Origin of the sequence: Erwinia rhapontici, assembly GCF_020683125.1 — a bacterium.
GTDB classification, from domain to species: Bacteria; Pseudomonadota; Gammaproteobacteria; order Enterobacterales; family Enterobacteriaceae; genus Erwinia; species Erwinia rhapontici.
In genome coordinates, this window is sequence record NZ_CP085627.1 from 1,012,678 (window position 1) to 1,036,674 (window position 23,997).

At 51.1% G+C, this 23,997-nt stretch carries 29 protein-coding genes; 19 read left to right on the forward strand and 10 right to left on the reverse strand.

Annotated elements, in window-relative coordinates; genetic code table 11:
* Positions 1-236 precede the first annotated feature (236 nt).
* The gene (locus LJN55_RS04705; RefSeq protein WP_133846251.1) at positions 237-533 is read left to right on the forward strand and encodes an I78 family peptidase inhibitor; all 297 of its coding nucleotides are present in this window, start codon (positions 237-239) and stop codon (positions 531-533) included.
* A gap of 60 nt (positions 534-593) precedes the next feature.
* On the opposite strand, the gene LJN55_RS04710 is transcribed toward LJN55_RS04705, so the two are convergent.
* The 3 genes from LJN55_RS04710 to LJN55_RS04720 form a co-directional block, all read right to left on the reverse strand.
* The gene (locus tag LJN55_RS04710) at positions 594-1,127 is read right to left on the reverse strand and encodes a redoxin family protein (protein WP_227535768.1); all 534 of its coding nucleotides are present in this window, start codon (positions 1,125-1,127) and stop codon (positions 594-596) included.
* 255 nt (positions 1,128-1,382) lie between these two features.
* Positions 1,383-1,628: a biofilm development regulator YmgB/AriR family protein gene (locus tag LJN55_RS04715; RefSeq protein WP_133846252.1), complete on the reverse strand. Its 246-nt coding sequence runs from the start codon at positions 1,626-1,628 to the stop codon at positions 1,383-1,385.
* Between the two features lie 196 nt (positions 1,629-1,824).
* Positions 1,825-2,505 carry a MarC family NAAT transporter gene (locus LJN55_RS04720; RefSeq protein WP_227535769.1) on the reverse strand — a complete coding sequence of 227 codons (681 nt, stop codon included), beginning with the start codon at positions 2,503-2,505 and terminating at the stop codon, positions 1,825-1,827.
* 440 nt (positions 2,506-2,945) lie between these two features.
* Here LJN55_RS04720 and cspE point away from each other — a divergent pair, with 440 nt between their 5' ends.
* Together cspE and LJN55_RS04730 are read left to right on the forward strand one after the other, a co-directional pair.
* Positions 2,946-3,152: a transcription antiterminator/RNA stability regulator CspE gene (gene cspE / locus LJN55_RS04725; protein ID WP_133846254.1), complete on the forward strand. Its 207-nt coding sequence runs from the start codon at positions 2,946-2,948 to the stop codon at positions 3,150-3,152.
* 219 nt (positions 3,153-3,371) lie between these two features.
* Entirely contained in the window at positions 3,372-4,592 is a 1,221-nt protein-coding gene (locus LJN55_RS04730; RefSeq protein WP_159337637.1) for a multidrug efflux MFS transporter, read from the forward strand.
* Here the strand turns inward: LJN55_RS04730 and LJN55_RS04735 are convergent.
* Positions 4,589-7,672, reverse strand: a complete 3,084-nt coding sequence (locus tag LJN55_RS04735) for a beta-galactosidase (RefSeq protein WP_227535770.1) — start codon at positions 7,670-7,672, stop codon at positions 4,589-4,591. The two genes, LJN55_RS04730 and LJN55_RS04735, sit on opposite strands and share 4 nt — an antisense overlap.
* Positions 7,673-7,956: 284 nt before the next feature.
* Here LJN55_RS04735 and LJN55_RS04740 point away from each other — a divergent pair, with 284 nt between their 5' ends.
* The 4 genes from LJN55_RS04740 to lpxO all read left to right on the forward strand — a co-directional run bounded on the left by LJN55_RS04740 (position 7,957) and on the right by lpxO (position 10,148).
* Positions 7,957-8,118: a hypothetical protein gene (locus LJN55_RS04740; protein ID WP_166653759.1), complete on the forward strand. Its 162-nt coding sequence runs from the start codon at positions 7,957-7,959 to the stop codon at positions 8,116-8,118.
* Between the two features lie 203 nt (positions 8,119-8,321).
* Complete coding sequence (gene iraP / locus LJN55_RS04745; RefSeq protein ID WP_133846257.1) at positions 8,322-8,585, forward strand: anti-adapter protein IraP; 264 nt, start codon at positions 8,322-8,324, stop codon at positions 8,583-8,585.
* A gap of 158 nt (positions 8,586-8,743) precedes the next feature.
* The gene (locus tag LJN55_RS04750) at positions 8,744-9,049 is read left to right on the forward strand and encodes a PsiF family protein (protein WP_133846258.1); all 306 of its coding nucleotides are present in this window, start codon (positions 8,744-8,746) and stop codon (positions 9,047-9,049) included.
* 187 nt (positions 9,050-9,236) lie between these two features.
* Entirely contained in the window at positions 9,237-10,148 is a 912-nt protein-coding gene (gene lpxO, locus LJN55_RS04755) for a lipid A hydroxylase LpxO (RefSeq protein WP_133846259.1), read from the forward strand.
* A gap of 40 nt (positions 10,149-10,188) precedes the next feature.
* Here the strand turns inward: lpxO and proC are convergent, their stop codons facing one another.
* Complete coding sequence (gene proC / locus LJN55_RS04760) at positions 10,189-10,998, reverse strand: pyrroline-5-carboxylate reductase (RefSeq protein ID WP_227535771.1); 810 nt, start codon at positions 10,996-10,998, stop codon at positions 10,189-10,191.
* Positions 10,999-11,171: 173 nt separating this feature from the next.
* On the opposite strand from proC, the gene LJN55_RS04765 reads away from it, so the two are divergent.
* On the forward strand, positions 11,172-11,621 hold the full coding sequence (locus LJN55_RS04765) for a YaiI/YqxD family protein (RefSeq protein WP_133846261.1): 450 nt from the start codon (positions 11,172-11,174) through the stop codon (positions 11,619-11,621).
* Between the two features lie 42 nt (positions 11,622-11,663).
* Here the strand turns inward: LJN55_RS04765 and LJN55_RS04770 are convergent, their stop codons facing one another.
* Entirely contained in the window at positions 11,664-12,350 is a 687-nt protein-coding gene (locus LJN55_RS04770) for a DUF2076 domain-containing protein (protein ID WP_133846262.1), read from the reverse strand.
* A gap of 306 nt (positions 12,351-12,656) precedes the next feature.
* Here LJN55_RS04770 and aroL point away from each other — a divergent pair, with 306 nt between their 5' ends.
* From aroL to ppnP, 5 genes are all read left to right on the forward strand, one after another.
* Positions 12,657-13,181, forward strand: a complete 525-nt coding sequence (aroL, locus tag LJN55_RS04775; protein WP_133846263.1) for a shikimate kinase AroL — start codon at positions 12,657-12,659, stop codon at positions 13,179-13,181.
* A gap of 141 nt (positions 13,182-13,322) precedes the next feature.
* Positions 13,323-13,514 (forward strand): YaiA family protein, encoded by a 192-nt coding sequence (locus LJN55_RS04780; protein WP_133846264.1) that lies wholly within the window; start codon positions 13,323-13,325, stop codon positions 13,512-13,514.
* A gap of 316 nt (positions 13,515-13,830) precedes the next feature.
* Positions 13,831-14,622: an IclR family transcriptional regulator gene (locus LJN55_RS04785; RefSeq protein ID WP_133846265.1), complete on the forward strand. Its 792-nt coding sequence runs from the start codon at positions 13,831-13,833 to the stop codon at positions 14,620-14,622.
* 373 nt (positions 14,623-14,995) lie between these two features.
* The gene (locus tag LJN55_RS04790) at positions 14,996-15,673 is read left to right on the forward strand and encodes an AroM family protein (protein WP_227535772.1); all 678 of its coding nucleotides are present in this window, start codon (positions 14,996-14,998) and stop codon (positions 15,671-15,673) included.
* 100 nt (positions 15,674-15,773) lie between these two features.
* On the forward strand, positions 15,774-16,064 hold the full coding sequence (gene ppnP, locus LJN55_RS04795) for a pyrimidine/purine nucleoside phosphorylase (RefSeq protein WP_133846267.1): 291 nt from the start codon (positions 15,774-15,776) through the stop codon (positions 16,062-16,064).
* A gap of 67 nt (positions 16,065-16,131) precedes the next feature.
* On the opposite strand, the gene rdgC is transcribed toward ppnP, so the two are convergent.
* Positions 16,132-17,043 carry a recombination-associated protein RdgC gene (gene rdgC / locus LJN55_RS04800; RefSeq protein ID WP_133846268.1) on the reverse strand — a complete coding sequence of 304 codons (912 nt, stop codon included), beginning with the start codon at positions 17,041-17,043 and terminating at the stop codon, positions 16,132-16,134.
* 145 nt (positions 17,044-17,188) lie between these two features.
* On the opposite strand from rdgC, the gene mak reads away from it, so the two are divergent.
* The 3 genes from mak (at position 17,189) to LJN55_RS04815 (ending at position 18,923) form a co-directional block, all read left to right on the forward strand.
* Positions 17,189-18,094 carry a fructokinase gene (gene mak / locus LJN55_RS04805; RefSeq protein WP_133846269.1) on the forward strand — a complete coding sequence of 302 codons (906 nt, stop codon included), beginning with the start codon at positions 17,189-17,191 and terminating at the stop codon, positions 18,092-18,094.
* Positions 18,095-18,250: 156 nt separating this feature from the next.
* Positions 18,251-18,409 (forward strand): hypothetical protein, encoded by a 159-nt coding sequence (locus LJN55_RS04810; protein ID WP_227535773.1) that lies wholly within the window; start codon positions 18,251-18,253, stop codon positions 18,407-18,409.
* A gap of 208 nt (positions 18,410-18,617) precedes the next feature.
* A complete protein-coding gene (locus tag LJN55_RS04815) occupies positions 18,618-18,923 on the forward strand; it encodes a hypothetical protein (protein WP_227535774.1) in 306 nt (101 codons plus the stop codon).
* Positions 18,924-18,938: 15 nt separating this feature from the next.
* Here LJN55_RS04815 and LJN55_RS04820 read toward each other — a convergent pair whose 3' ends face one another.
* Positions 18,939-20,162, reverse strand: coding sequence for a colicin-like pore-forming protein (locus LJN55_RS04820; protein ID WP_227535775.1), 1,224 nt, complete (start codon positions 20,160-20,162; stop codon positions 18,939-18,941).
* Between the two features lie 681 nt (positions 20,163-20,843).
* Between LJN55_RS04820 and LJN55_RS04825 the strand changes: the two genes are divergently transcribed.
* Both LJN55_RS04825 and LJN55_RS04830 read left to right on the forward strand, forming a co-directional pair.
* Positions 20,844-21,467 carry an IS110 family transposase gene (locus LJN55_RS04825; RefSeq protein WP_227535776.1) on the forward strand — a complete coding sequence of 208 codons (624 nt, stop codon included), beginning with the start codon at positions 20,844-20,846 and terminating at the stop codon, positions 21,465-21,467.
* The gene (locus tag LJN55_RS04830; protein ID WP_407647782.1) at positions 21,406-21,741 is read left to right on the forward strand and encodes a transposase; all 336 of its coding nucleotides are present in this window, start codon (positions 21,406-21,408) and stop codon (positions 21,739-21,741) included. The genes LJN55_RS04825 and LJN55_RS04830 overlap by 62 nt, the downstream gene beginning before the upstream one ends.
* 279 nt (positions 21,742-22,020) lie before the next feature.
* On the opposite strand, the gene LJN55_RS04835 is transcribed toward LJN55_RS04830, so the two are convergent.
* On the reverse strand, positions 22,021-22,485 hold the full coding sequence (locus LJN55_RS04835) for a nuclear transport factor 2 family protein (protein ID WP_227535778.1): 465 nt from the start codon (positions 22,483-22,485) through the stop codon (positions 22,021-22,023).
* 97 nt (positions 22,486-22,582) lie between these two features.
* Between LJN55_RS04835 and LJN55_RS04840 the strand changes: the two genes are divergently transcribed.
* Entirely contained in the window at positions 22,583-22,984 is a 402-nt protein-coding gene (locus LJN55_RS04840; protein ID WP_227535779.1) for a winged helix-turn-helix transcriptional regulator, read from the forward strand.
* Positions 22,985-23,012: 28 nt separating this feature from the next.
* On the opposite strand, the gene LJN55_RS04845 is transcribed toward LJN55_RS04840, so the two are convergent.
* Positions 23,013-23,903 (reverse strand): AraC family transcriptional regulator, encoded by an 891-nt coding sequence (locus LJN55_RS04845; RefSeq protein ID WP_227535780.1) that lies wholly within the window; start codon positions 23,901-23,903, stop codon positions 23,013-23,015.
* Positions 23,904-23,997: the final 94 nt, after the last annotated feature.

A 23,997-nucleotide genomic window follows, 5' to 3' on the forward strand; every position in this document is an offset into this window, starting at 1 on the left:
CCAGAGTCATGAAGACTGCAAAGGCGACAAAGATAACGAGTTCCACAGGACGCTCCTCTGTAAGGATTAGTCCTAAAATTATAGCTAATGATGAATTTCTTTATAAACAGGGTGTGCGCCTGATACGGGTAAAGCACACTGTCTCCTGGGTAAATCTGGCTGCGCAATAACGGTATAATCTGTTAACCTTTCAAAGGCATTGTCGTTTTATCTATGCTTTGAAAGGAGAAATAACCGTGAAACATTATGGGAAAATAACCGTGATTGCCGCACTAATGGCGTTGTCGGGTTGTCAGTCGGCCAGTGAAAAAACGGTGTCAGCAACGCCGGTCGATCCGGAGATGGACCAGTGTGGTGCATCGCAGTATCAGCAGTATGTGGGTAAACCGCTGTCAGCCATTGAATCTCTCCGTTTTGAACACGCGGTGCGTGCCATCCCTTATAACTCTGCAGTGACAATGGACTTTAATCTTAATCGGATCAATTTCATGGGCGATAAGCAGGGCGCGATCAGCAAGGTTTACTGCGGGTAACTGTGGTTGAAATCGCTATTCCGTTCAGTGCGGGCGGCCTGATGATACGGTCGCCCTCCGTCAGTAGTGCCATTTTCTAACCCACCAGAGTCGTAAACTAATGCCGACTGAGCTGGTCCAGCCGCTGGTCGTCCCCACCACGTCCCCATTTGCCACGATCAACAATGTTGGCGTTGTCGTCACTCCCCAGCTCGCGGCGAGCTCGCCGTTTCGATCATTGACGACCGGTAGCGTCAGATGTTGTCCGTTCAGGTAACGCACAAGGTTGATGTCGCCACCTGAGCGATTGGCAATAGTCAGTACACGGGTCCGTTTATCATTCAGACTCATCAGTAGTGGGAGGGTGTCATGACAGGTTCCGCACCAGCGGTCCCAGAACCAGACCAGTAACGGGGTTTTCTCACTGAGCTCCGCCAGCGTCAGGTTTTGACCGTCAATGGTATGCAGCATTTGTCCGGCGATATCAGCGGGAAGATCCGGGGCACGAATACCATCGATCAGACGAATAAATAGAATCAGTGATAGCAGGGGAAGCAGCAGATAAAAGCTGACCTTCTTAAATTGGTTTATCAGTGTGTTGTGCCAGTTGCGCATTGCCCGTCTCCGCCTGCGTACGGCGCTTATCTTAACGAGGCCATGACGAATGGCAATCGCCTGGCGTGTAAACATTCGTATAGGGAATAATGAATCACGGGTCGAGATGGTGGACTGTCATCTTGCTGCAACTTCAGTGGGGTAGGGTAAGGCAGCCGAAAAGTGATCTCCTCGTCACTCTGAAAATATGCAATGTTCGTCTTCTCCCGCCCTGTGCGGGATTTTTTTTGCCTGCGATGCCATGCATGAATAATGCTATCCCGTGCCTTCCAAAATTTGTGCCAGCAGGTTGCGATATCCTTCCAGTACGGATTCGTCGACTTCCCGTTCCAGACGGTCAATGACATTCGCAATAATGGCTTTATTACTGGGCGTCCTGCCTGACTGCATCAACTCCTGCATGATCGCTTCCAGCAATTCGCTCTCTTTCGGTGCATGAAATGACGGACTATTAAAATAATCGGTGATGGCGCGTCCGGCGCCGGGTAGTGGCTGACTCATGGCTAACCTCCACAAACGCGCCATCTGTGGCCACATGGCCACTGAAGGGTGAGATAATGACGTCATCGACATTGAACCGGACTGTCAGAACAACAGTCCGCCAGTTGCCTGGAAAATAAACAGATAAGATTATTAATTACTCTAGATGGCGCGCGCTGGAACGCCAGTCACAAACAGTTTTTTTTTACTGCTGCTATCACGAAATCGGCAAGCTGTGGTAAGTGCTGATGACTTCCAGGATGCCATTAATCATAAACTGCACCCCCATACACACCAGCAAAAAGCCCATCAGACGAGAAATAGCTTCAATACCGCCTTTACCGACAAGACGCATGATCGCACCAGAACTGCGCAGACATCCCCAGAGGATAAGGCTGACGGCAGCAAAGACCAGCGGTGGCGCCGCAGTAATCACCCAGGGGGAAAATGTGGTGCCATTATGAATTGTTGAGGCGCTACTGATGATCATGGCAATGGTACCAGGACCCGCAGTGCTGGGCATCGCCAGCGGGACAAACGCAATATTCACCGATTTATGTTCGCTCAACTCATCCTTTTTATGCTCAGCTTCCACCGAGTGCTCGATGTGCTGCTGCGGGAATAACATGCGGAAACCCAGAAATGCCACAATCAGACCACCCGCAATACGCAACCCTGGGATGGAAATACCAAAGGTATCCATCACCACATTTCCGGCGTAATAGGCGATGGCCATAATGAGAAATACATAAAGTGAGGCCTGCGCGGCCTGACGGTTGCGTTCCTGATAGTTCATGTCGCCTGCCAGTCCCAGGAACAGCGCCACCGTCGTGAGTGGGTTTGCCAAAGGCAGCAGTACCACCAGGCCAAGGCTAATGGCTTTCATCAGTTCTAACATTGCTGGGATCCTTGCATGCAATTAAATAGGGGGGGAGTAGACCATGATGCATTATACCCGCCGTGATGCGAAGCGTAACTGAATTACAACAGGCAGAATTGACTCTGCGTGGTAAGAAGGCCGGATGGAAATCAGTATGAGAGGTATGAGTTCGGTTGAGGTAAACAAAAAGTTAAAATTATTTTTTGTTTAAAATCAATTTGTTGTGTTTTTTATCTCGTTTTTATTATAGCAGCACTTGTACTCAGGCCTGGGTTATGAGTAAATGCTCCTGTCGGTTTTGATACAGACCCACGTATGCGAGCAATTTTAGTAAAGCAGTCTTCAGTTCAAGCGTTAGCCTAAGCTTCTTCCTGACTTCCTTCTGAGTGCCTCATAGTAACCCCTGTTGACAAACCCTGTGCCCACTGTGGCTTACTACAATTTTGAAGGAAAGACCCATGTCAATGACTGGTTTAGTAAAATGGTTCAACGCTGAGAAAGGTTTCGGCTTCATTTCCCCAACTGACGGCAGCAAAGATGTATTCGTACATTTCTCTGCAATCCAGAACGGCGGCTTCAAGACGCTGGAAGAAGGTCAGAAAGTATCTTTCACTATCGAAAATGGCCAGAAAGGCCCAGCAGCTGCTAACGTAACTGCTCTGTAAGATAGTGAATGTTCGTTAGTATGATACAGCGTTAAACCTGAATCATACGAAACGAAATCAAAAAACCCGCCTTATGGCGGGTTTTTTGCGTTTGAATACCGGCCGATTTTTTTTACTCACACTTTTTATCAGACACATACCGAGAATAACCTGACGACTCAGGGGAGTGTTGTTACACTCGAATCTCAGCTCTCCGCGACAGGTTATACGCACAGCAAGATGGAATCCTGGAAAGTTAACCTCATCTCCGTCTGGTTCGGTTGTTTATTTACCGGGCTGGCCATCAGCCAGATTATCCCGTTTCTCCCGCTGTACGTTGAGCAACTGGGCGTTACGGATCCCAGCGCACTGACATTATGGTCAGGTCTGATTTTCAGCATCACCTTCCTCGTTTCCGCCATTGTCTCGCCCATGTGGGGCAGCCTTGCCGACCGTAAAGGCCGCAAGCTGATGCTGCTGCGTGCTTCTCTGGGAATGGGGGTGGTGATCCTGTTGCAGGCTTTTGTCACCAACGTGTGGCAGCTTCTGGCCCTGCGGGCGCTGATGGGGCTGACTTCCGGTTATATCCCTAATGCAATGGCGCTGGTCGCCGCGCAGGCACCGCGTGAACGCAGTGGCTGGGCACTGAGTATGGTCAGTACCGCGCAGATCTGCGGTGTTATTATGGGGCCGCTGATGGGAGGTCTGCTGGCGGACTGGGTTGGGTTACAGGCGGTCTTCCTGATCACCTCCGGGCTGCTGCTGATCAGTTTTCTCATCACCTTGTTTCTGATTAAAGAGGGCGGCCCGCCACGGGTGAAGAAAGAGGACAAGCTTACTGGCAGCATGGTATTTCACACCCTCAGTCGCCCGGGATTAGTGATCAGCCTGTTCGTTACCACGCTGGTGATCCAGCTATGTAATGGTTCGATTAGCCCCATTTTGACGCTGTTTGTGCGTGAGCTGGAACCGAACGTACAGAATATTGCTTTTGTCAGCGGAATGGTTGCTGCTATCCCCGGTGTGTCCGCGCTGCTCTCAGCGCCAACGCTGGGCAAGCTCGGTGACCGAATAGGTGCCGAACGTATTTTGTTTGCAGCGCTGATTTTTTCCGTGGTGCTGTTTGTGGGGATGTCGTGGGCAGACAGTGCCGTGGAGTTAGGGATATTCCGTTTCCTGCTCGGCTTCGCCGATGGTGCGATGATGCCCGCGGTGCAGACGCTGCTGCTGCGCTATTCCAGTGACCAGGTGACCGGGCGTATTTTTGGCTATAACCAGTCTTTCATGTACCTCGGTAACGTCATCGGGCCACTGATGGGGTCGGCTATCTCCGCTGTCGGCGGTTTTCGCTGGGTATTTGCCGCGACGGCGGTGGTGGTCCTGGTGAACAGCGTGCAACTGATTTGGGTTTATCGTCAGTCCCGGCGCACCGCAGTGCTGCGCCGGGATGGGAAGGTCTAGCGGGCGAGCGACATACTCATCTGGTAACGATACTGGCGTTCAGACAACAGGAAGTCCGGGCTGACGCTCGGGCTCCAGGAGTCATCGCCACCAACGCCCATATGATAGCCATCAACAATCAGCCAGCACCCTGGTTCGTCACGGAGCAGATGACGGTGTGAAGTCTCGCGTAGCTGTTCCAGGCTGTGGCGGCTGAGTGAGAAATGGAACTCACCGTTGAGCCGCCAGGGACCGTAGGCCAGCTGCTGAGTGCCGCCGCGCAGGCCATTTTCACCGGGGAAGACATACGGCGTGCTCAATTGGTCAAGCGGCAACTGCCAGCGGGAGAACTCGGCTGCCAGTTGACGGTCAGGATAGTTTTCATGTGGGCCAAGGCCCAGCCAGCTTGCATTGCCGGCCACTTCTGCCAGCTGACAGCGCAGACCAATGCGTGCGGGTTCCGGCTGTCCGGCGGCAATGTCCACTTCAACTTCAATATGCATTACGCCCTGCGGATCAATCCGATAGCATTTACGGCTGAGGAAACGTAACTCTCCGGCAGACAACCAGGCGTGCTCTGTTCTGATCTGCACCCCATCACTCAGCGCATCGGCTTGCAAACGCAGCAACTGACTTTCCAGCTGATAATGGCCTGCTCGTTTCCAGCGTTCTACCCATGCGTGCGGATCGATACGTGTCACTTCGCTGATGCCGATATCATTATCAATGGGGGCGCGGGCAAAGAGATCGCGCAGTGGAGAGAGTAACTGGGGTTCACTGCCGTTCAGCCACTGTACCAGCTCACCGCTTTGGCGGCAGAATTGCCAGCATTGTTCGCCACGACGAACTTCAATCCACTGCGGCTCCTGGCTCAGTTGTGGCATTTCCCCCGCGGTCTGCGGTTCAGGTAGAGCCAGGGCCGCAGGCAGGCGCCAGCCATCCCATGCTACACGCTGACCGGCAGGTGACCAGTCGGTGGCGAGAGGTTGAATCACCTCAACCCGCAGCCACAGCTCGCCGGTCAGCGAGGGCAGAGCGCCCAGCGTTAATTCAATGCTGCCTTCCGGGGCGACATCCAGCGTATGTTGTCCCTCTGCTACTGCTTTTCCCTGATGCTCAATACGCCAGTGCAAATGTTCATTGTCGCTGTGGCGGAACAGGTATTCGCTGGCGATACGTACGGTTAATGGCGCAGTGCAGGTCAGTTCAAACTGGAAGAACTGCTGGGCGCGCTGGGCTTCAAACAGTGCCGGATGAGGCGTGCGGTCCGCAAACACCAGCCCATTCATACAGAACTGACGATCGTTGGGTGTGTCGCCAAAGTCACCGCCATAAGCCTGGAAGCGCTCACCGTTTTCGTCGAGGCGCGTCAGACTCTGGTCTACCCAGTCCCAGACAAAACCGCCCTGCAGACGGGGGAACTGGCGGAAAGCCTGCCAGTAGCGATCAAAACCGCCAAAACTGTTGCCCATGGCGTGCGCATATTCACACAGGATCAGCGGTCGGTTTTCTTCCGGCAGCCCGATCCATTTTTTAATTGACCATTTTGGCACAGCATCGAAGGGTTGATCCTGATCGACGCGGGCATACATCGGACAGATAATATCGGTCGCGGCGGTATCGGCCCCTCCGCCTTCGTACTGCACCGGACGGCTCGGATCCTGGCTCTTGATCCAGCGATAGAGCGCATCATGGGTGCTGCCATGGCCAGATTCGTTGCCCAGTGACCAGATGATAATGCAGGCGTGGTTACGATCGCGCTGCACCATGCGGATGACGCGTTCGCTGAAGGCGTTAAACCATGTTGGATCATCCGACAGTCGATTCATCGGTTGCATTCCGTGGGTTTCAATATTCGCTTCATCCACCACATACAGACCAAAACGGTCGCACAGGCGATACCACAATGGATGGTTTGGATAATGTGAGCAGCGCACCGCATTAAAGTTATGCTGCTTCATCAGCAGGATATCATTGATCATGGTGGCTTCATCGACCACCTGGCCGAAGTCCGGGTGATGTTCATGGCGGTTAGTCCCGCGGATCAGCAGGGCTTTGCCGTTGAGTTTCAGCAGGCCGCCACTCACTTCGATCTTGCGGAAGCCGACGTCATACGCCTCTGCTTCAATCAGCGTACCGCTGGCGTCCAGAAGGGAAACGACAACGCGATAAAGATGGGGCGTTTCGGCACTCCACAGCAGGGGCTGGTCAACATGCAATGTCAGTAGGGTGCGGTCGAGATAACGTCCGCGCTCGTCGATGACTGGCGTGCCAAATGGCTGATGATGATGCGCGATTTCCTGACCTTCACGCCACAGCGCTACCTGGAGCTGATAATTGCTGGCGTCCATCAGTGAGGTGAGTGCCAGGATGTTTAACTGTGCAGAACGATATTCCGGGCTGAGAACGGTCTCAATTTGGACATCACATAGCTGTACGGTCGGTTTATGCAGCAGGCTGACATCACGGAAAATCCCGCTCATGCGCCACATATCCTGATCTTCCAGATAGCTGCCGTCACACCAGCGCAGCACCAACACCGCAATGCGGTTTTCACCCTCATGCAGGCTGGTACTGAGGTCAAACTCTGCCGGCAGACGGCTATCCTGCGAGTAACCGATAAACTCGCCGTTGCACCACAGATAAAAGGCAGAGTTCACGCCGTCAAAAATGATTCGCGTCTGTCCCGTCGCCAGCCACTCAGGCTGACACTCGAATGTGAGCGAGTAACATCCCGTGGGGTTATCGGCAGGAACGCGCGGAGGATCAACCGGGATGGGGTACTGCACGTTGGTATAGATCGGGGCGTCATATCCCGCCAGCTGCCAGTTCGCCGGAACGGCTAAGCAATCAGCCAGGGGCAGATCGGCAGCCACCCACTCATCAGGCACCGCTTCCGGGCGAGTGAAATAGCTAAAGCGCCACTCTCCATTCAGTGACTGAATACTCTCACTGGCACGATCGTCCCGTGCAGCATCGCTTTGGCGCCAGCTGGAAAAAGGCGGATGAGCGGGCAGACGGTTGAGCTGCGTGACCGCCGGGTTTTCCCAGTGACGCTGAGAAAGTCGCTGTTGCAGAGTGAGTTGTGCAGAGTCGGTCATGCCAGATTCCTTATAAATGTTATGCGCTCACATTGATGCTGAAACGGAATGAAGTAAAGCAAAAAGAGTAGGGAATGCGATGCTGGTCGCAACATTTATGGGTAAAGAAAATCTGTAAATAGCCCGCCGTTCGCAGGGTTGTAGCGGGGAAATAGCAGGAAAACGTTAAGCGTCGTTACGCCGGGTAAAAAGGCCCCGGAACCAGAGAATTCTGCATTGTGAGGGGCATACGCGACGCTTACTATCAGCGCCAGTTGTCATTCACAGTTGTACGAGGGATTCACATGATTCGTGTCATTAAAGCGGTAAGTATCATTGCGCTGGTTGCAGCATTAAGCGGATGCCTGTTCCCACCTCCAGGCGGTGGCTGGGGAGGAGGACATGGCGGCGGCGGAGGACACGGTGGCGGTGGGCCTCGCGGTGGCTTTATGGAACAGGGGCGCTAAAACCTGACAGTTCGGGGGCCGACAGGTCCCCGAAAGTGAGTGCCAGCGTTTAAACAGGAAGAGCACCAGCGAAACGTTTCGAAAAAAACATCGCTTTAATTGCTCTGTTTTGGGGCATAAGTCACGAAAATATAAAGCGAATATCAGTTTGCTTTTTTTGATGTGGATGATAACGTCTTGCTTTAACTCGCTGAGACAGTCGCATGAAAAACCTCATTGCTGAATTACTGGTAAGGCTGGCGGAAAAAGAAGAAGAGTCGAAAGAACTGGTGGCTCAGGTCGAAGCGCTGGAAATCGTCGTGACGGCACTGCTGCGTAAGCTGGATGGCGAACAGCTTCAGCAAATTAATACCCATATTTCTGAAGCGATGCAGACGGCATCAACCGCAATGGCTCCAGATTATAAGAAAGACGCTTCTTTGTTGGAAAGTTATATTCATCGCCTGTTACACCATCCCCGACAGTAGTTCCACGATTCAATTAAACGCACATCGAACTCACATGTATGTGGTGATGGGCGCTTTCATATCACTTTTTGAAAATATTCCTGTTTACCCACTCGCTGAAAACAAAAGCCGTGCCACACTGATCATTGTGCTTATAACAATAATGGGATGGTATGCGAATGAAAGTTCAGTTACTGATAGCGGCTGCCCTGTTCTCACTGACGGCGGCCGGTTATGCTGGCGCCGCAGAGAAAACCGCACAGCAGCAAAAAATGACCGTCTGTAATCAGCAGGCAGGAGATAAGGCCCTGAAAGGGGATGAGCGCAAAACCTTTATGAGCAACTGTCTGAAGAAAGACAGCAAGATGGATGGCATGACGCCGCAGCAAATGAAGATGAAAACCTGTAATGCCGGGGCAGGTGAAAAAAACCTGAAAGGCGACGAGCGCAAAACCTTTATGAGCAATTGCCTGAAAAAAAGCTAATACATCGTGGGCTACCGTCCCGCGGATGGGCCGCCTGAGCCTTTTTTATCGCCTCAGGTTATCAGTGGCACTGATTGTTAATGTCAGTGCCATTTTCTTTTCCTAAACTCTATTTCCTCTCCAACGCCTCAGCGGTCTGCCGGGCCTTTGTTGTGCGTTATTCACTAACAACTACAGGATGTGTTGTATGGTGGCTTTCATCATTATCGGTATTTTTATTATTAGCGTGATCTATGCCCACTCGCGTGGCCGGATAAAGCTGAAGTTCTCACGACAGTTATTCGACCACTCAACCTTTATGGCACCCATCAATATGTTTATGACCGGGCTGTGCCTGCTGCCGCGTAAGCAGCCTTATTTTGATCATGACGTTTTTCCCGAATTAAAAAAGCTGACCGATAACTGGCAGGTTATTCGGGAGGAGGCGGTGCGTTTACAGGATCATATTAAAGCCGCGCAGTCGCCTAATGACGCCGGATTCAATACCTTCTTTAAGCGCGGCTGGAAACGCTTCTATCTTAAATGGTACGGCGATGCGCATCCTTCGGCGCAACAACTTTGCCCGCTAACGAGTGCATTACTGAGTGAGATCCCCGGTGTTAAAGCGGCCATGTTTGCCGAACTTCCCGCGGGGAGCCATTTGGGTAAACACCGCGATCCTTACGCTGGATCGGTGCGCTATCACCTTGGGCTGATAACGCCAAATGATAACCGCTGTTTTATTGAGGTGGATGGAATACGGCACAGCTGGCGTGATGGCGAAGCGGTGTTCTTCGATGAAACCTACGTGCACTGGGCGCAAAATGCGAGTGAGGAGACACGCATTATTCTGTTCTGTGACGTGGAACGCCCGATGAAATGGCCCTGGGCGCAGGCAGTGAATCGTTGGGTTGGGGCAAAAATTATGTCGGCGGCCAGTTCACCGAATGATGATGGGGATCGTGTTGGCGGCATCAACCGTATCTTTAAATACGTTAACCGTGCCCGGGATGCAGGGCAGAACCTGAAAAAACGCAATCGCACACTGTATTACGCGGTGAAGCGCATGCTGATTGTGGTGATTTTTCTGCTGATTATTTTGCCTGGCGTGATGAGTTAATAAAGTGAACGGTGCCGCCGCAGGTACGGCACCAGGTCAATTACTGTTTGCTCATCTGCTCAGATTTCGCCATACATTGTTGCATCGCTTCAATCACTGCAGAACGGAAACCTTTCTGTTCCAGCACTTTTACGGCTTCGATGGTCGTACCGCCCGGAGAGCACACCATATCCTTCAGCTCGCCAGGGTGTTTACCGGTTTCAAGCACCATCTGCGCCGCACCTTTTACCGCCTGCGCGGCAAATTGATAGGCCTGCGCACGCGGCATTCCCCCCAGCACGGCGGCATCCGCCATCGCTTCAATAAACATAAACACGTAGGCTGGCGCTGAGCCACTGACGCCGACCACGGCATGAATCAGATATTCCGGCACCAGCGCGGCTTTACCGAAGCCGTTGAATATTTGCACCACTTCATCGGCTTCTTCGGCGGTGACCAGCACGTTGGGTGTTACCGAGGTCATGCCTTCGTTGACCAGCGCCGGGGTATTTGGCATCACACGTATAATTTTACGATCATGCCCCAGCACCGTGGCCAGCGAGTCCAAAGTGACACCTGCAGCGATGGAGACGATCACCGTCTCTTTGTGCAGGCTGCCAGCGATATCCTTCAATACAGACAGGATCACATTGGGTTTCACCGCGCCAAACAGGATATCGGACTGGCGGGCGACCTCTTCGGCACTCTCTGCCGGGGTGATGCCGTACTGCTGTTGCATCGCCTGGTTGGTGGCGGGTTTACGGTCGAAAACCAGAATATTTTCAGGTTTGACCTGACCCGCAGCGACCAGGCCCGCAATGATGGCTTTAGACATATTACCGCAGCCAATAAAGCCTACTTTCTTATCCATGACGATCTCCCTGGTTATTCAGTCTGTCAGAATCTGGCTGATGCCATTCCTCCACCTTAACTCAGCTTCAGTCTGGCTTAAACCTCAAAGGATGCCTGAATTTTTGGTTGCCATTGTGGGAAACAATGTTGAAGATCGTGATTATTCTCGACTCTCAGTAAAAGGAGAAGGCGATGCCAATCTGGGTGGATGCCGATGCGTGCCCGAAAGTGATTAAAGAAGTGCTGTACCGTGCAGCAGAGCGCGAGCAGATGATGGTAACGCTGGTCGCTAATCAGTCACTGAGCGTGCCGCCGTCGCGTTTTCTGCGGACTCTACGCGTTCCGGCAGGGTTTGACGTGGCAGATAATGAAATTGTGCAGCGTGCGGAAGCAGGCGATCTGGTGATCACGGCGGATATCCCGCTGGCAGCGGAAGTCATGGAGAAAGGCGCGATAGCGCTGAATCCACGCGGTGAACGCTACAGCGAAGCGACTATTCGTGAGCGTCTGACGATGCGTGACTTTATGGATACGATGCGCGCCAGTGGCGTGCAGACGGGGGGACCGCCCACGCTTAACCAGCGTGACCGCCAGCAGTTTGCCAATGAACTGGACAAATGGTTACAACAACAGCGTAAATGATCGATAGCCTCTCCCGCATGGCAGGAGAGGCATAATCAGTCGTCAGACAAAACTGTCATCATCAAAATCGTTGTCATCAAAACTGTCATTACTGAAATCGTCATTGGCATAATCCTGTTGCAGACCGTTGTCCTGCCCCAGGAACGACGAATTGTCGCTGCCGTTATTAAACGTGTCGAGGTTATTGCTGAGATCAGGGTCTGGTAGCGCCGGTTCGTTAATAATATTGACGATCTCTTCCGGCTGTTGGTGATGGAACATACTGGTCAGCATCTCGGCCATGACGACCCCCCCGGCGACGCCAACCGCGGTCTGTAATGCACCGCCGAGGAAACCCCGACCCGCAGCAGGCGCTGCGGCATAAGCGGGTTGCTGTGGCTGGGCTGGCGTATTATTCCAGGGCTGTGTGGGCGCGGGGGGCTGCTGTAGGGGTTGCGCACGGTTCCCCCCGCCAAACAAACCGGAGAGAAAACCTCCGCTGCTCTGCTGCGGTTGTTGCCGGGCCTGCGTCAGCTCGCTTTCCAGCTGAGTAACGCGTGCGTTTAGCTGTTTCATCGCCGCCTCCTGAATCAGAAGGGCTTGCGCCATGTAGTAGGGCGCTCCGGGTTGCTGCTGCACCTGCTGTTGGATCAGTTTCTCTGCCGCACTGTCACGGGGGCCGGACTGTGACTCCGCCTGTTTCAATCGGGTAAACAGGCTGTCAATTAACTGCTGTTCTTCGTTCTGCATAAGGATTCTCCGGAAACGGGCGACAGCGTTTATAGTGGCAAGACCGCAGGGAAAGTAAATCATGCTGGCGTAAGGAAATGTTGCGGCAAGAAAGGCGTGTGTTCACTATGTGTAAATAAAATATTACACCAATAATTGATTATTAAACAAAAGCTTAATGGGTTGGTGTGCATGCACTGCTGTAAATAAAACGTTACTGCTGGCCCGCCGGGAAAATGTCGGGTATTATGCGCTGCAACGTTATTCATTGGTTGGCCTGCTGCGCCTAATTATCGGCGTCGGCGTTTGCTAAAGGAAGTGCCTGTTATGTCATTACCCATCTATCTGGTCGGCGCACGTGGCTGCGGAAAAACAACCGTTGGACATGCACTGGCGCTGGCATTAGGGTACGCCTTCTTTGACACCGACCACGCATTGCAGCAGTCCAGTGGGCAAACCGTTGCGGATATTGTGACTCGTGAAGGATGGCCGGGCTTCCGCCTGCGTGAAACCGCATCGCTGAAAACCGTCACTGCACCCTCAACGGTGATCGCCACGGGTGGCGGCATGGTCTTATCCGAAGAAAATCGTCAGTTTATGCGTGAACATGGCCAGGTCATCTATCTGAATGCCGATGCCGCTGTTCTGGCAGATCGTCTTGAAGCCTATCCTGAAGCCGAACAGCGTCCGACACTGACCGGGCGGCCGATTGCGGAAGAGATGGTTGAAGTGCTGGCGGCGCGTGATGCGTTATATCGCCAGACTGCGCACCATATTATTAACGCTATGCAGTCCCCTGACGGCGTCGTCAGCCAGATCCTCAGCGTGCTTTCTCTCGCCCGCGCCAGCTAAATTCTCTGTTGGTGCAGCGTTGCCTGCACCCCTCTTGCCTGCTTTCTCCCTTGTCCCGCAGATAAACCGTTTCGATTGTCTATACTCAGGTAAGGTCATCATACTGGCCGCGCACGTTTACTGACATCAAAAGGGGGCACTATGCCAGGCAGACCACCATATCCACGAGAAGCGAACATCATACCGGTCGAGAAGGGCGCGCCCGGCAAATCGGTGATCTGGTATGAACTCCGTGCCGACCATCCGAAACCTGATTCTTTGATCAGCGAGCACAAAACCGAGCAGGAAGCGCTGGATGCTAAAAAACGCTATGAAGACCAGTCGAAAGAATAAAAAATGGTGTGTACAGGCAAGGATGCCGACATCCGTTTTACTCCGCACTATTGTCGCAATTTCTTACGAATAATCTTACTTTTAACCTCGCGCCGTCACAGCATAAATGCCTGCTGCTACGGGATTTATCGCCATAAATATTCACTATTTCGCCCTCTCTGGCATATTGAAGTATCACCTTCAGTCCTGACAAAATGATCACATCGGTGACCTTCCTCCTGCACCCAAATTAATGCTTGACCCTGATTCACCCTGGCCGTAGGTTTATCAAAACGGTAAAACAGGAACAGGAGTTCCTAATAGTGGAACAAAAGGTATGACCACCTTAGAGAATGCGACGGCGGTACTGAAACTTTTTAATCGAAGTGGAGTGAGCCAGGGCCAGCCAGGCCTGACGTTTACCGATATTGCCCAGGCGTTGGGGCTGCCGAAAAGCACCGTTTCGCGGCTGCTATCTACCATGGAAAGCGAAGGTCTGCTGGAGCGCGATCCCGATACCCGCTGCTTTCATGTCGGGCATATGCTGCTGACGCTGGCCAGTAACTATCTCTCCACGCCGCTGGTGGATGGTGCGTCATCAATGATGGCGAGGCTGGCTGCGGAATCCAGCTGTACGGGCTATATCTCCGTGCTGGAAGGGCGTGAGATTATGGTGATGCGCATGTTCCAGGGCCGAATGTTCATTCAGGTTGTTACTCCGCCAGGGAGCCGTCTGCCGGCGGCAGAAACGTCGGTTGGTCGGGCGATCCTCTCCCGTTATAGCGATGATTATGTCCGAAAACTTTATGCCGGAAGCTGGCAGGTGAACTCGCCGAATTCACCGCAGACGCTGGATGAATTGCTCACTGAACTGGCCAGTATTCGTCAACAAGGATGGGCGCTGGCACGCAATGAAACCTTACAGGGGATCAGTGCGGTATCCACCACGATTACCAATAAACATCGGGGGGAAACGGTCGCACTTTGCCTGTCGTTTCCGTCTGAGCATCATGCGTCACCTTATTCTTCCTCCGCGCTGGACGCATTACAGATTGTGACGCGTGAGCTGGCGGGGAAATACGGTGACCGCGCAGGGCAGGGAGGCAATATGACCTCTGCCCTGCAGTAATTACCTCATCTCCTTTTCGGATATGAAGTACGCCTCCACCAGGGCACCTGCAGTACCACGTAGTGACATGATTATCTGAAACAGCCCGTCAGAGGCAGGATGATCATCCCCAGAAGGGGTCCCCTGATACCTCAGGGGATCTCTCTTTTTTGCCTGAAACTGACGTTGCTCAATGTGATCTAACCCCTGTTTCTGTGTGGGGTCGCACATTGATGAGATCAGGTTCAAGGATAATCAAAGGGTGTCGGGGGGTTACTGCTATTATTCAGTAGAGAATACCAAAGGCCATTGCGCCCTCGCCCCAGGGGGAGAGGTTAAGCAGCCGCCAAAGATTAAGCAGGATGATAGCCTGTTGTCAGTGGAACTATGCACTATGAAGCCATCTCTGGTTACTCTCTCTTGTGGGCAGTCTCCACGCACCGACATTCTGCCGCTGCTGCTGGAGCATCTTCCTGAAGAGCAAATCGTTCATGTCGGGCTGCTTGATGACCTGACGCATGCGCAAATTGAGCGGCAATATGCGCCCGACACAGGGGGCAAAATGCAGGTTATCCGGCTGAATGACGGTAGCCAGGTCTGCGTGTCGGCTGAGAAAATCACAACGGAATTGCAGCAGCGTATTCTGCTGTTAGAAGAGTGCGGATACGACACTATCCTACTATTGTGTTCGGGTGACTGCGGCCCCCTTTACGCCAGTACCGCTGTGCTGCTGGAGCCTGACCGTCTGGTCCCTCCGCTGGTGAAGGCCATTGTTGGCGGGCATCAGGTCGGGATCGTGGTATCGGTTGCCGGGCAAATTCATGCTCAGAAGAATAAATGGAAAAACCTGAAGCATCCCCCCTGTTTTGCCGTTGCCAGCCCGTATCATGCCAATGATGAGCCGCTTATTGAGGCCGCATTATCATTACAGGAGCAAGGTGCCGATGTGGTGGTGCTGGACTGCATGGGTTATCACCCGCGTCATCGCGATTTTTTACAGGCACTTCTCGGTATTCCGGTTCTGTTGTCTAACATGCTGATTGCCCGTTTGGCGGCAGAACTGTTGGTATAAGTCACGATTGCAGTGCGTGGTACGCAATAGTGCGTGACAGCCTGTTAATTATGGCTCTACACTGCAAACTTACCTTTGTCTCTGATTTTAAGGAAATTATATGCTCAATGTTAGTGAGTATTTCGACGGTAAAGTGAAGTCGATTGGTTATGAGAGCGCCAGCACAGGTCGTGCCAGTGTGGGTGTGATGGCTGAAGGCGAGTACACTTTTGGTACGGCTCAGGCAGAAGAGATGACCGTGGTAAGTGGTTCCCTGAAAGTGTTACTGCCAGGGGAAGTTGAGTGGAAACTCTATCAGCCAGGCCAGATCTTTAACGTGCCGGGCCACAGTGAGTTTCATTTGCAGGTGGCTGAGCCTTCTGCGTATCTGTGCCGTTATCTGAAAGATTGATTTAAGCAGGGTCGGGCATGCCCGACCCCTACGTGTAGGGGCGACGCATGCGTCGCCCGCAACAGCATTAACGCTCTGCTTCGCCGCCTAACGCTTCCACAGTATTGCTGATTAACGCAGCCAGCTCGCCCGTCATCAGAATAAAGTCAGCATCAAAACGTCCTGTCACATCTTCCCGATCAATATCGTCGTTCTGTTCGCGCAGGATGTCTGAGAATTTGAGGCGCTTGATCGAACCATCATCAGACAAGATCATCTGAATACGTTCCTGCCAGTCGAGAGCCAGTTTCGTCACCAGTTTTCCGGCTTCGATATGGTTGGCGATCTCGTCGCACACCAGATCCTGTTTCTTGCAGCGGATCACGCCGCCATCTTCCAGAATCGCTTTCAGTTCAGCTTCATCCATCAGCGCAAATCCTGCCGGCAGTTCACCGGAACGCACCCATTCTGTCATCGTCAGTTCAATCGGGCTTTCCAGCGTCAGCGGCACCACGGGCAGTGAGCCGAGGCTTTTACGCAGCAGGGCGAGCGTATCTTCCGCTTTTTTCGCGCTGGCGCAGTCGACCATAATCAGGTTGTTAACGGTGTCGATCCACACATAGGTCTGGCTGTAACGGCTGAAGGCGCGTGGCAACAGGCTGTGCAGCACTTCATCTTTCAGAGAGTCTTTTTCTGTTTTTTTCAGCTTGCGCGATTGCTCAGCTTCCAGTTTACTTATTTTCGCTTCCAGTGCTTGCTTGATCACCGGCGATGGCAGCATTTTCTCTTCTTTACGCGCACAAATCAGAATCTGACCGTTGGTGACGTGCGTCAGGTCGTCGCTACGTGGACCAATGGGAGAAACCCAACCGGTCTTGGCCATATCCTGGCTACCGCAGGGGGTGAAAGAGAAGGCATCGAGCTGTTTTTCCATCTCGTCTGCTACCAGCGGAATGTCGCGATTAAGACGATAAACCATCAAATTTTTAAACCACAGCATGCTGCATTCCCTCTCCGGACGCGCAAAAGGCGCGCGAGTTCAAAGTCAGCGCGCATGATAGCGAATCGGCGGCGGGGTTTCATTGCCTTTCCGCACCGCTCCTTCTAAGGTAATAATCTCACCGTCAAATCATGAGGAATAACAAGTGCGTATCGGTATCGATTTAGGTGGCACGAAAACAGAAGTGATTGCCTTATCCGACCAGGGGGAGGAACTGTTCCGCTATCGCGTCCCCACGCCGCGTGACGACTATGAAAAAACCCTGGAAAACATTATCGGGTTAGTACGCCGCGCAGAAGAAGTGACGGGCCAGCAGGGCACAGTGGGGCTGGGGATCCCCGGTACGCTATCGCCTTATACCCGGCGAGTAAAAAATGCTAACTCCACCTGGCTCAACGGTCAGCCGCTGGATAAAGATTTACAGCAGCGACTGGGCCGTGAGGTGCGTATCGCCAATGATGCCAACTGCCTGGCGGTGTCTGAAGCCGTGGACGGTGCGGCCGCAGGCAAACAAACGGTGTTCGCGGTGATTATTGGCACCGGGTGCGGTGCGGGAGTCGCGCTGAATGGCCAGGCACACAGTGGTGGCAACGGCAATGCGGGGGAGTGGGGTCATAACCCGCTGCCGTGGATGGATGAAGATGAGCTGCGCTACCGGGAAGAGGTTCCCTGCTACTGCGGTAAGGCAGGCTGCATTGAAACCTTTATCTCCGGAACCGGGTTTGCCACGGATTACCAGCGCCTGAGCGGCGTGTCATTAAAAGGCGCGGAGATTATGCAGCGGGTGGCACAACAGGACCCGGTGGCCGAATTGGCGATGAGCCGCTATGAACTGCGCCTGGCGAAGTCGCTGGCCCACGTGGTGAATATTCTTGATCCGGACATGATTGTGCTGGGAGGGGGAATGAGTAACGTCGAGCGGTTGTATCAGACGGTGCCGCTGCTGGTGAAAAACTGGGTGTTTGGCGGAGAGTTTGAAACGCCCATCCGGCAGGCTGTTCACGGTGATTCCAGCGGCGTGCGCGGTGCGGCCTGGTTGTGGCCGTTGTAACGGCGATGGCCAGGGCAACGTCAAGGGCGTTTCGCTTTCCCACTTCGTGGGCGAAGAGACCAAAGGGCGGCAGTCGCACCGACCTTTGGAATCCGCGCTTGCGACAGGCGCCACGCCCGTTTCACGGGTGCGGCCGGAAGTGAAACCAGCCCGTTTGTGGGAGATACCGTCGTACGGCAGCGCGCTGACCGCGCTTTTCTTAACCAGGTCATCCACGATCCGCAGACTGCGCTGGCAAGAGAAATGGCCCATTTCAAAATGATGATTGCCGCCGGTTTTTTACTGACATACAACGGGAAGAAACAAAAGCAGTGAACGAGAGATGGACGCTGAGAGCCTCCTGCTGAGTGACTGTGCTCCCCCGCTATTATGGTTAACTGACGCTTCCTCGCCCCGGCTGTTCGTTCCTCGCTTCGCTGCGGTACGCGTCAGCCGTTCCTGTGGCGAGCGAACGAGTTGATAATCTGATATGCTTATAACAATTATTGAAGGTTTTTTATTGGAATTTTTATTAAGGTGAAAAATGGATAATAAATTTTATGCAAAATATTTTTCATATTCTGCATTATTCTATATCTGTATTTACTTAATATTTCGGGTTTCAGGTGGTGAGTTAGATGATAATGTTTTAACTTACTTTCTTTGGGTTTCCGTAGTGAACTCCGTTTTTTTCCCTTTTGCTGTGTCTCTGGCTGAAGCTATCAGTATGAAATTAATAACGCATGCGTACTGGAATCGAGGTTTTGATCTGATATGCATCATTTTTTCAGTGCCAATGGGGTTGGTCTGGCTGGTCATTCGTATGAAAAAAAACACCCCGAAAAAGTAAGCGGGGTGTTGATTATCAGAACATGCTGTTAAATTTATTGATGAGTTCTTCATCAATAAGAGCGCTTGTCACCCCCATAATAACCGCAAATCCAATAAGCCCGATTGGAGTTGCGGCCACAAGACCAAAAGCAAAGGCAACCATTACACCTGCAACCCTGCTGGCGACAATGGTTTCAGCCTTGACGAAAAATGGTTTCCAGTCACCAGTCTTATTGGATTTATTCAACTCCAAAAGCAAATCTGTTGCGTCATTAACATTTCCAATAAATCCAAATACTTTACTGAATTTATTCATTTGTTTCGCTACGTCGCTATAACTTACTGATTCCAGAGCTTTAGTGACGGCAGCGCGGTCTGCTTTACTATACTTTTTATCAATGTCACCCTGATGTTTATTCCATGCTTCCAACGCTTCTGTAGCATTTTTTAATTTTTTACCTTTCGCAGCATCTTCCAATTCCTGCGAGATTTTTGACGCATTTTCACCATATTTACCAGTGACCTCTTTCAGAAACTCCGAGGATACTTTAATGGCTTCTTTAACATCATTATCCTCCGTTGCTTTGACTGTAACTTTTCGTAGTTCCCCGGATTTAACGTTTAGTGTTTCCTGAGCAGCATTGGACTTGTTGATCTGCGAAAGAAGCCGTTGTTTTGCATTGATTTCTTTTATAATTGGACCCGTTACATCCCTTTCCCATGCTTTATTGGTAACGCGTTGTAGCATTCTTAGAACAGCGTCATAATCATTGGGATGGACTTTTGTAAGGCCACACTCTTTGATTCCTTTTTTAATTGAAATGGCAGTCGCTTTCGAAATGGTTCCGAGTTTTTTTTCTGCCGCCACTCTTTGTGACTCTGCTTGATTAAACTCTTCGAGCGCTTTTTTTACTTCTAGTACAGAAGTCACGATACGGGGATCGCTTGAAACTGCCGAACTGGCATTGATTGAGTCATTTGCCGAATTGATACTGATTGCCGGATCCACGCTTCGGTTTTTTCGCGCAGTAGCAATATTTCCATCCGTTTCTTTACCTAATGCGGTTACAGAGTTATATGATACAAACTGCCCAGGTACGTAAGCAACCTGAACCCCTCCCCATCCTGCATAGCTCTCTCTGGGAAAAGCAGGTTCAGCACGATAAATACCTCCTCCAATTGGAGGGTTTTTAGGGAGCTGTTCCGCGCCGCCGGTAATAATAATATGTGGGATTGTATTGTTTCTTGCTTCGCTCATTGTTATCTCCATTTTTAATGGCGTTTAAATTATTACTCTGAACTTGAAATATATGATTTTGAATGGCATTAAATTATTTAAATAATTTATATCCTTCTCATATAGTGTTGTAGTTTGAAGGAGTCATGATAAGGCGTCATGGTGATGGTGTTTGTTAAGGGACTAGCAGACATATGTCATATTTTAAGGTCAAACTGTCTGCGTCAGAATTTGAGTTTTATTTTCGCGGTAAATTATTAATCAATAGAAAATATTCTAAAAAAAGATAAAGAAGTCGCTGCGCTCCGCTTCTAAGAAGTCGTACGTCCTGTGGCCGTAAGCCGGAGGGCATGGAGTGCCGTGCCCTCACTGTAGCTGAGCGGCTTCGCAAACAAGAGAAGCTTCGCGACATGCGTGTATGTTGAGCAAGCCTCATTAAACTGGCAATGCGATGCTGCTGCACGACCAGCCTGCTGGGTTTACAAGCCCGAGGGTGAGCTGAACAGCGCAGCATTTTTTCAGCACCAGCCCGAACAACTGCCTGGGCGGTTAATTCCAGCCCGAATTTTGCAAGATTGGGAGAACTGAAATGAACATGAAAGTCGTTGTGGGTGTAGATATAGCCAAGAACAATTTTGACGTGTGCGTCAGTGGATGTTCTGTCACATATCATTTTGAAAATTCTGCCAAAGGTTTAAGGAGTTGCTGGAATTAGTCAGCAGCCATGAAATCAGTTTATTCGTGGTTGAAGCAACAGGTAATTACCATAGAGCACTGGTAGATGCACTGGAACTGCATGGTTTCGACATTGCTGTCGTCAATCCCCGTTTGATAAAGAACTTCAGTCGTGCATTGGGACTTTGGTCAAAAATTGACGTGCAGGATGCCAGACTAATCTGTGAATATGGCATGCGTGTGGAACCGCCGGTCAGAGAGAAGCATGATAAGGAGCTGTTTAAGCTTAAAGCAATGGTCAGCCGCCGGCGTCAACTTGTCGCTAATCGCACAATGGAAACAAACCGACTCGAAGCACAAACAGAACAGGAGATTAAGACCGATATACGTCGCTACATCCAGTGGCTGACATCCGAAATAAAGCGCATCGACGAAGCTCTCGCTGAAAGGATTGGGAAAATCCCTGTACTGAAAGAGAAAGTGGAATTGCTCAGGGACTTGAAAGGGGGAGGGCCAGTTGTGATGGCGGCATTGCTTACTCAGGTGCCTGAATTAGGAAAGCTTGATCGACCTAAGATAAGTTCACTTATTGGACTATGCCCATACTCCAATAAGTTCACTTATTGGACTATGCCCATACTCCAGGGATAGTGGGAGTTTCAGCGGGCGTAGAATGATATGGGGCGGTCGATCTGATATCCGTTCAAAGTTGTATATGGCTGTGCTTTCTGCTGTACGCTACAATCCCGAAATTAAAGCATTTTATGAAAATCTGACTACCAGAGGCAAAGTTTTCAAAGTTGCCATGACGGCATGTATGCGGAAGCTGATAACCATCATAAATGCAATAATCCGGGATGGTGAGAAAAAGCAGATCTCAGGGCAGGCAATCTTTACGCAGCGTCCTTGCCTCACTGAAAACTGATGCTATAAACGGGTAGTTGTATCTGATGCCGAGGTCAGTGGCTGATGTCTGCTCTGTGCCAGGAGCGCACATCAGAATGATTATATAGATATCAAAATCTATTGAAGTGGCCCTGATGGTGTCATTCACCTGGAATATGAAACATCCTTCTTTTCTTTTAACGATGGATGAATTAATGCTCCTTCATCCACCATTGTTTTAAGATAAGACACACACAATAAATATTTCAGTACATTTGCATATCTCAGAAATTCTGGTTATCCAATGTTCCGGTAAACCTTACACTCCTGCCAGCACTGTCGGGTCACCAGTCCTCCAGATATTATCAACTGTGACCCGGCATATGAACCAGCCGTCTTGTTGCTTTAAAAGTTCAACGTCATAACGATTTTTCATCAGATAATGGCGTGAGGGATCGGATTCAGGCAAGTGCTGTGCTTCCACAATCGCCTCCAGATATGCTTTATCTCCATCGATAGTTACACGTGGATTCGTCACTGAATGAGTGGTGACAATCGGCTTAAGCGAAGTCAGCAATGCATCAGCTATCGTTTCTTTACCCTCCAGGACAGGATATTCAAAACCCGCTTTAGCTCCCGCAGGGCGGAAGTCAGACACTGCATCTTCAGTAAAGGCCCCTTTAATTAACTCCGGGTCTTTGAGATCAATTCCTGCCGCATATCGGTAAAGCGAATCGACGATAGCAAGTTTGTTTGCAACATTTTCACTGAGTGATACTGACATAATTTGCTCCTTATGATTGGTGATTTATAAGGTATACTGTGGATACTTGGTGTCAATTAGGCACCTTTTTTCACCTAGGTATACGGAGGTAAACTGTATGTCAGCAGACAACAGGCAGGCGCACAGTCCGGAGTATTACCCCGGTCATTCATGCGAGGACAAGGCTTCAGGCCGGTTATTACTGGATCAAATAACTGACAAGTGGTCTGTCTCAATCCTTTTCGCTCTGTGCAGCAAGCCATTGCGATTTAACGAGATAAAGCGGTGCATGGATGGCATTACCCAGAAGTCACTGACTCAATGCTTACGCCGTCTTGAACGAAACGGCATAATTGCCCGTCGCGTCATTCCATCGTCTCAGATTGCAGTTGAATACAGCATCACCCCTCTGGGGCGCACTCTGGAAGCGCCGTTTCAGGCGCTATTTAACTGGACCATTGAGTACAGTTCTGACGTGACACTTGCTCAGGCTGCGTTTGATGCCAGGACAACCGAATAAAATTCTGGCAGGCAATCTTCACATTGCGCTAATTGCGGGCATGGCTGAGGGAGATTTTTTTCAAATCAGCTGAGGGCGGTAATCCAAATTGTCGTGCGTATTCCCGACTAAACTGAGTGTGGCTTTGATAGCCTACCGATAGCGCGACATTCATAATATTTTCGCCCGATGTGGCGAGCTTAAGCCGGGCATGCATCAGGCGAATTTGTTTCTGGTATTGCACGGGGCTTAAAGCCGTTATGGCGCGGAAGTGGCGGTGAAAAGCGGATACGCTAAGCGCTGCCATTTCAGCCAGATCCTCTACACGTATGGCTTGTGTGTAGTTTGTCTTAATCCAGGTGATCACCTTGTAAATCCTTGCAAGGTGGGTTTCAGGCATTGCGATCTCCCTTAGCATCCATCCAAGGGGGCCCTGTAGAACACGAAAAAGAATTTCCCGTTCATACGCCGGAGCCAGAGCGGCAATTTCATCGGGCTTTCTGATAAGGGACAGCATTCTAATCCATGCATCCAGTAATTCCCGGGTGACTGGCGCTACTGAAAATCCTGAATGATAGAGAGAAGCCTCACCAGTGCCGGGAATCTTGTCCAGCAGATCGGCAATAATTTCAGGCTTGGGCGTCAGGCTGACAGCCAGATAAGGTGCATTTGTAACGTTATCAGGGAACACATTTCCTACTGCGGGTAAGTCTACTGACATGACAAAATAAGTAGCTGGATTGTAGTTTAATGTCCTTCCGCCGACAGTCATGCTTTTTGAACCTGTCAGGATAAGATTAATCATAGGCTCATAAACCGCAGACAGGCGATGTTCAGGGATTACTCCCTGCACCATTGCAACTCGTGGAATGCCGGTTTCGGTACGCTGATTACCCGCGCCGGATGCGAGCTCTCGTAACTTCTGTAATTGTTTTTCCATCCCCAGATTGATATCACGTCGCTGTAAGCACAACAAGAGAAAGGCAGGATTAGGCAAATAGCGAAGAGGATCACATCAGCCTTACGACCTGCAA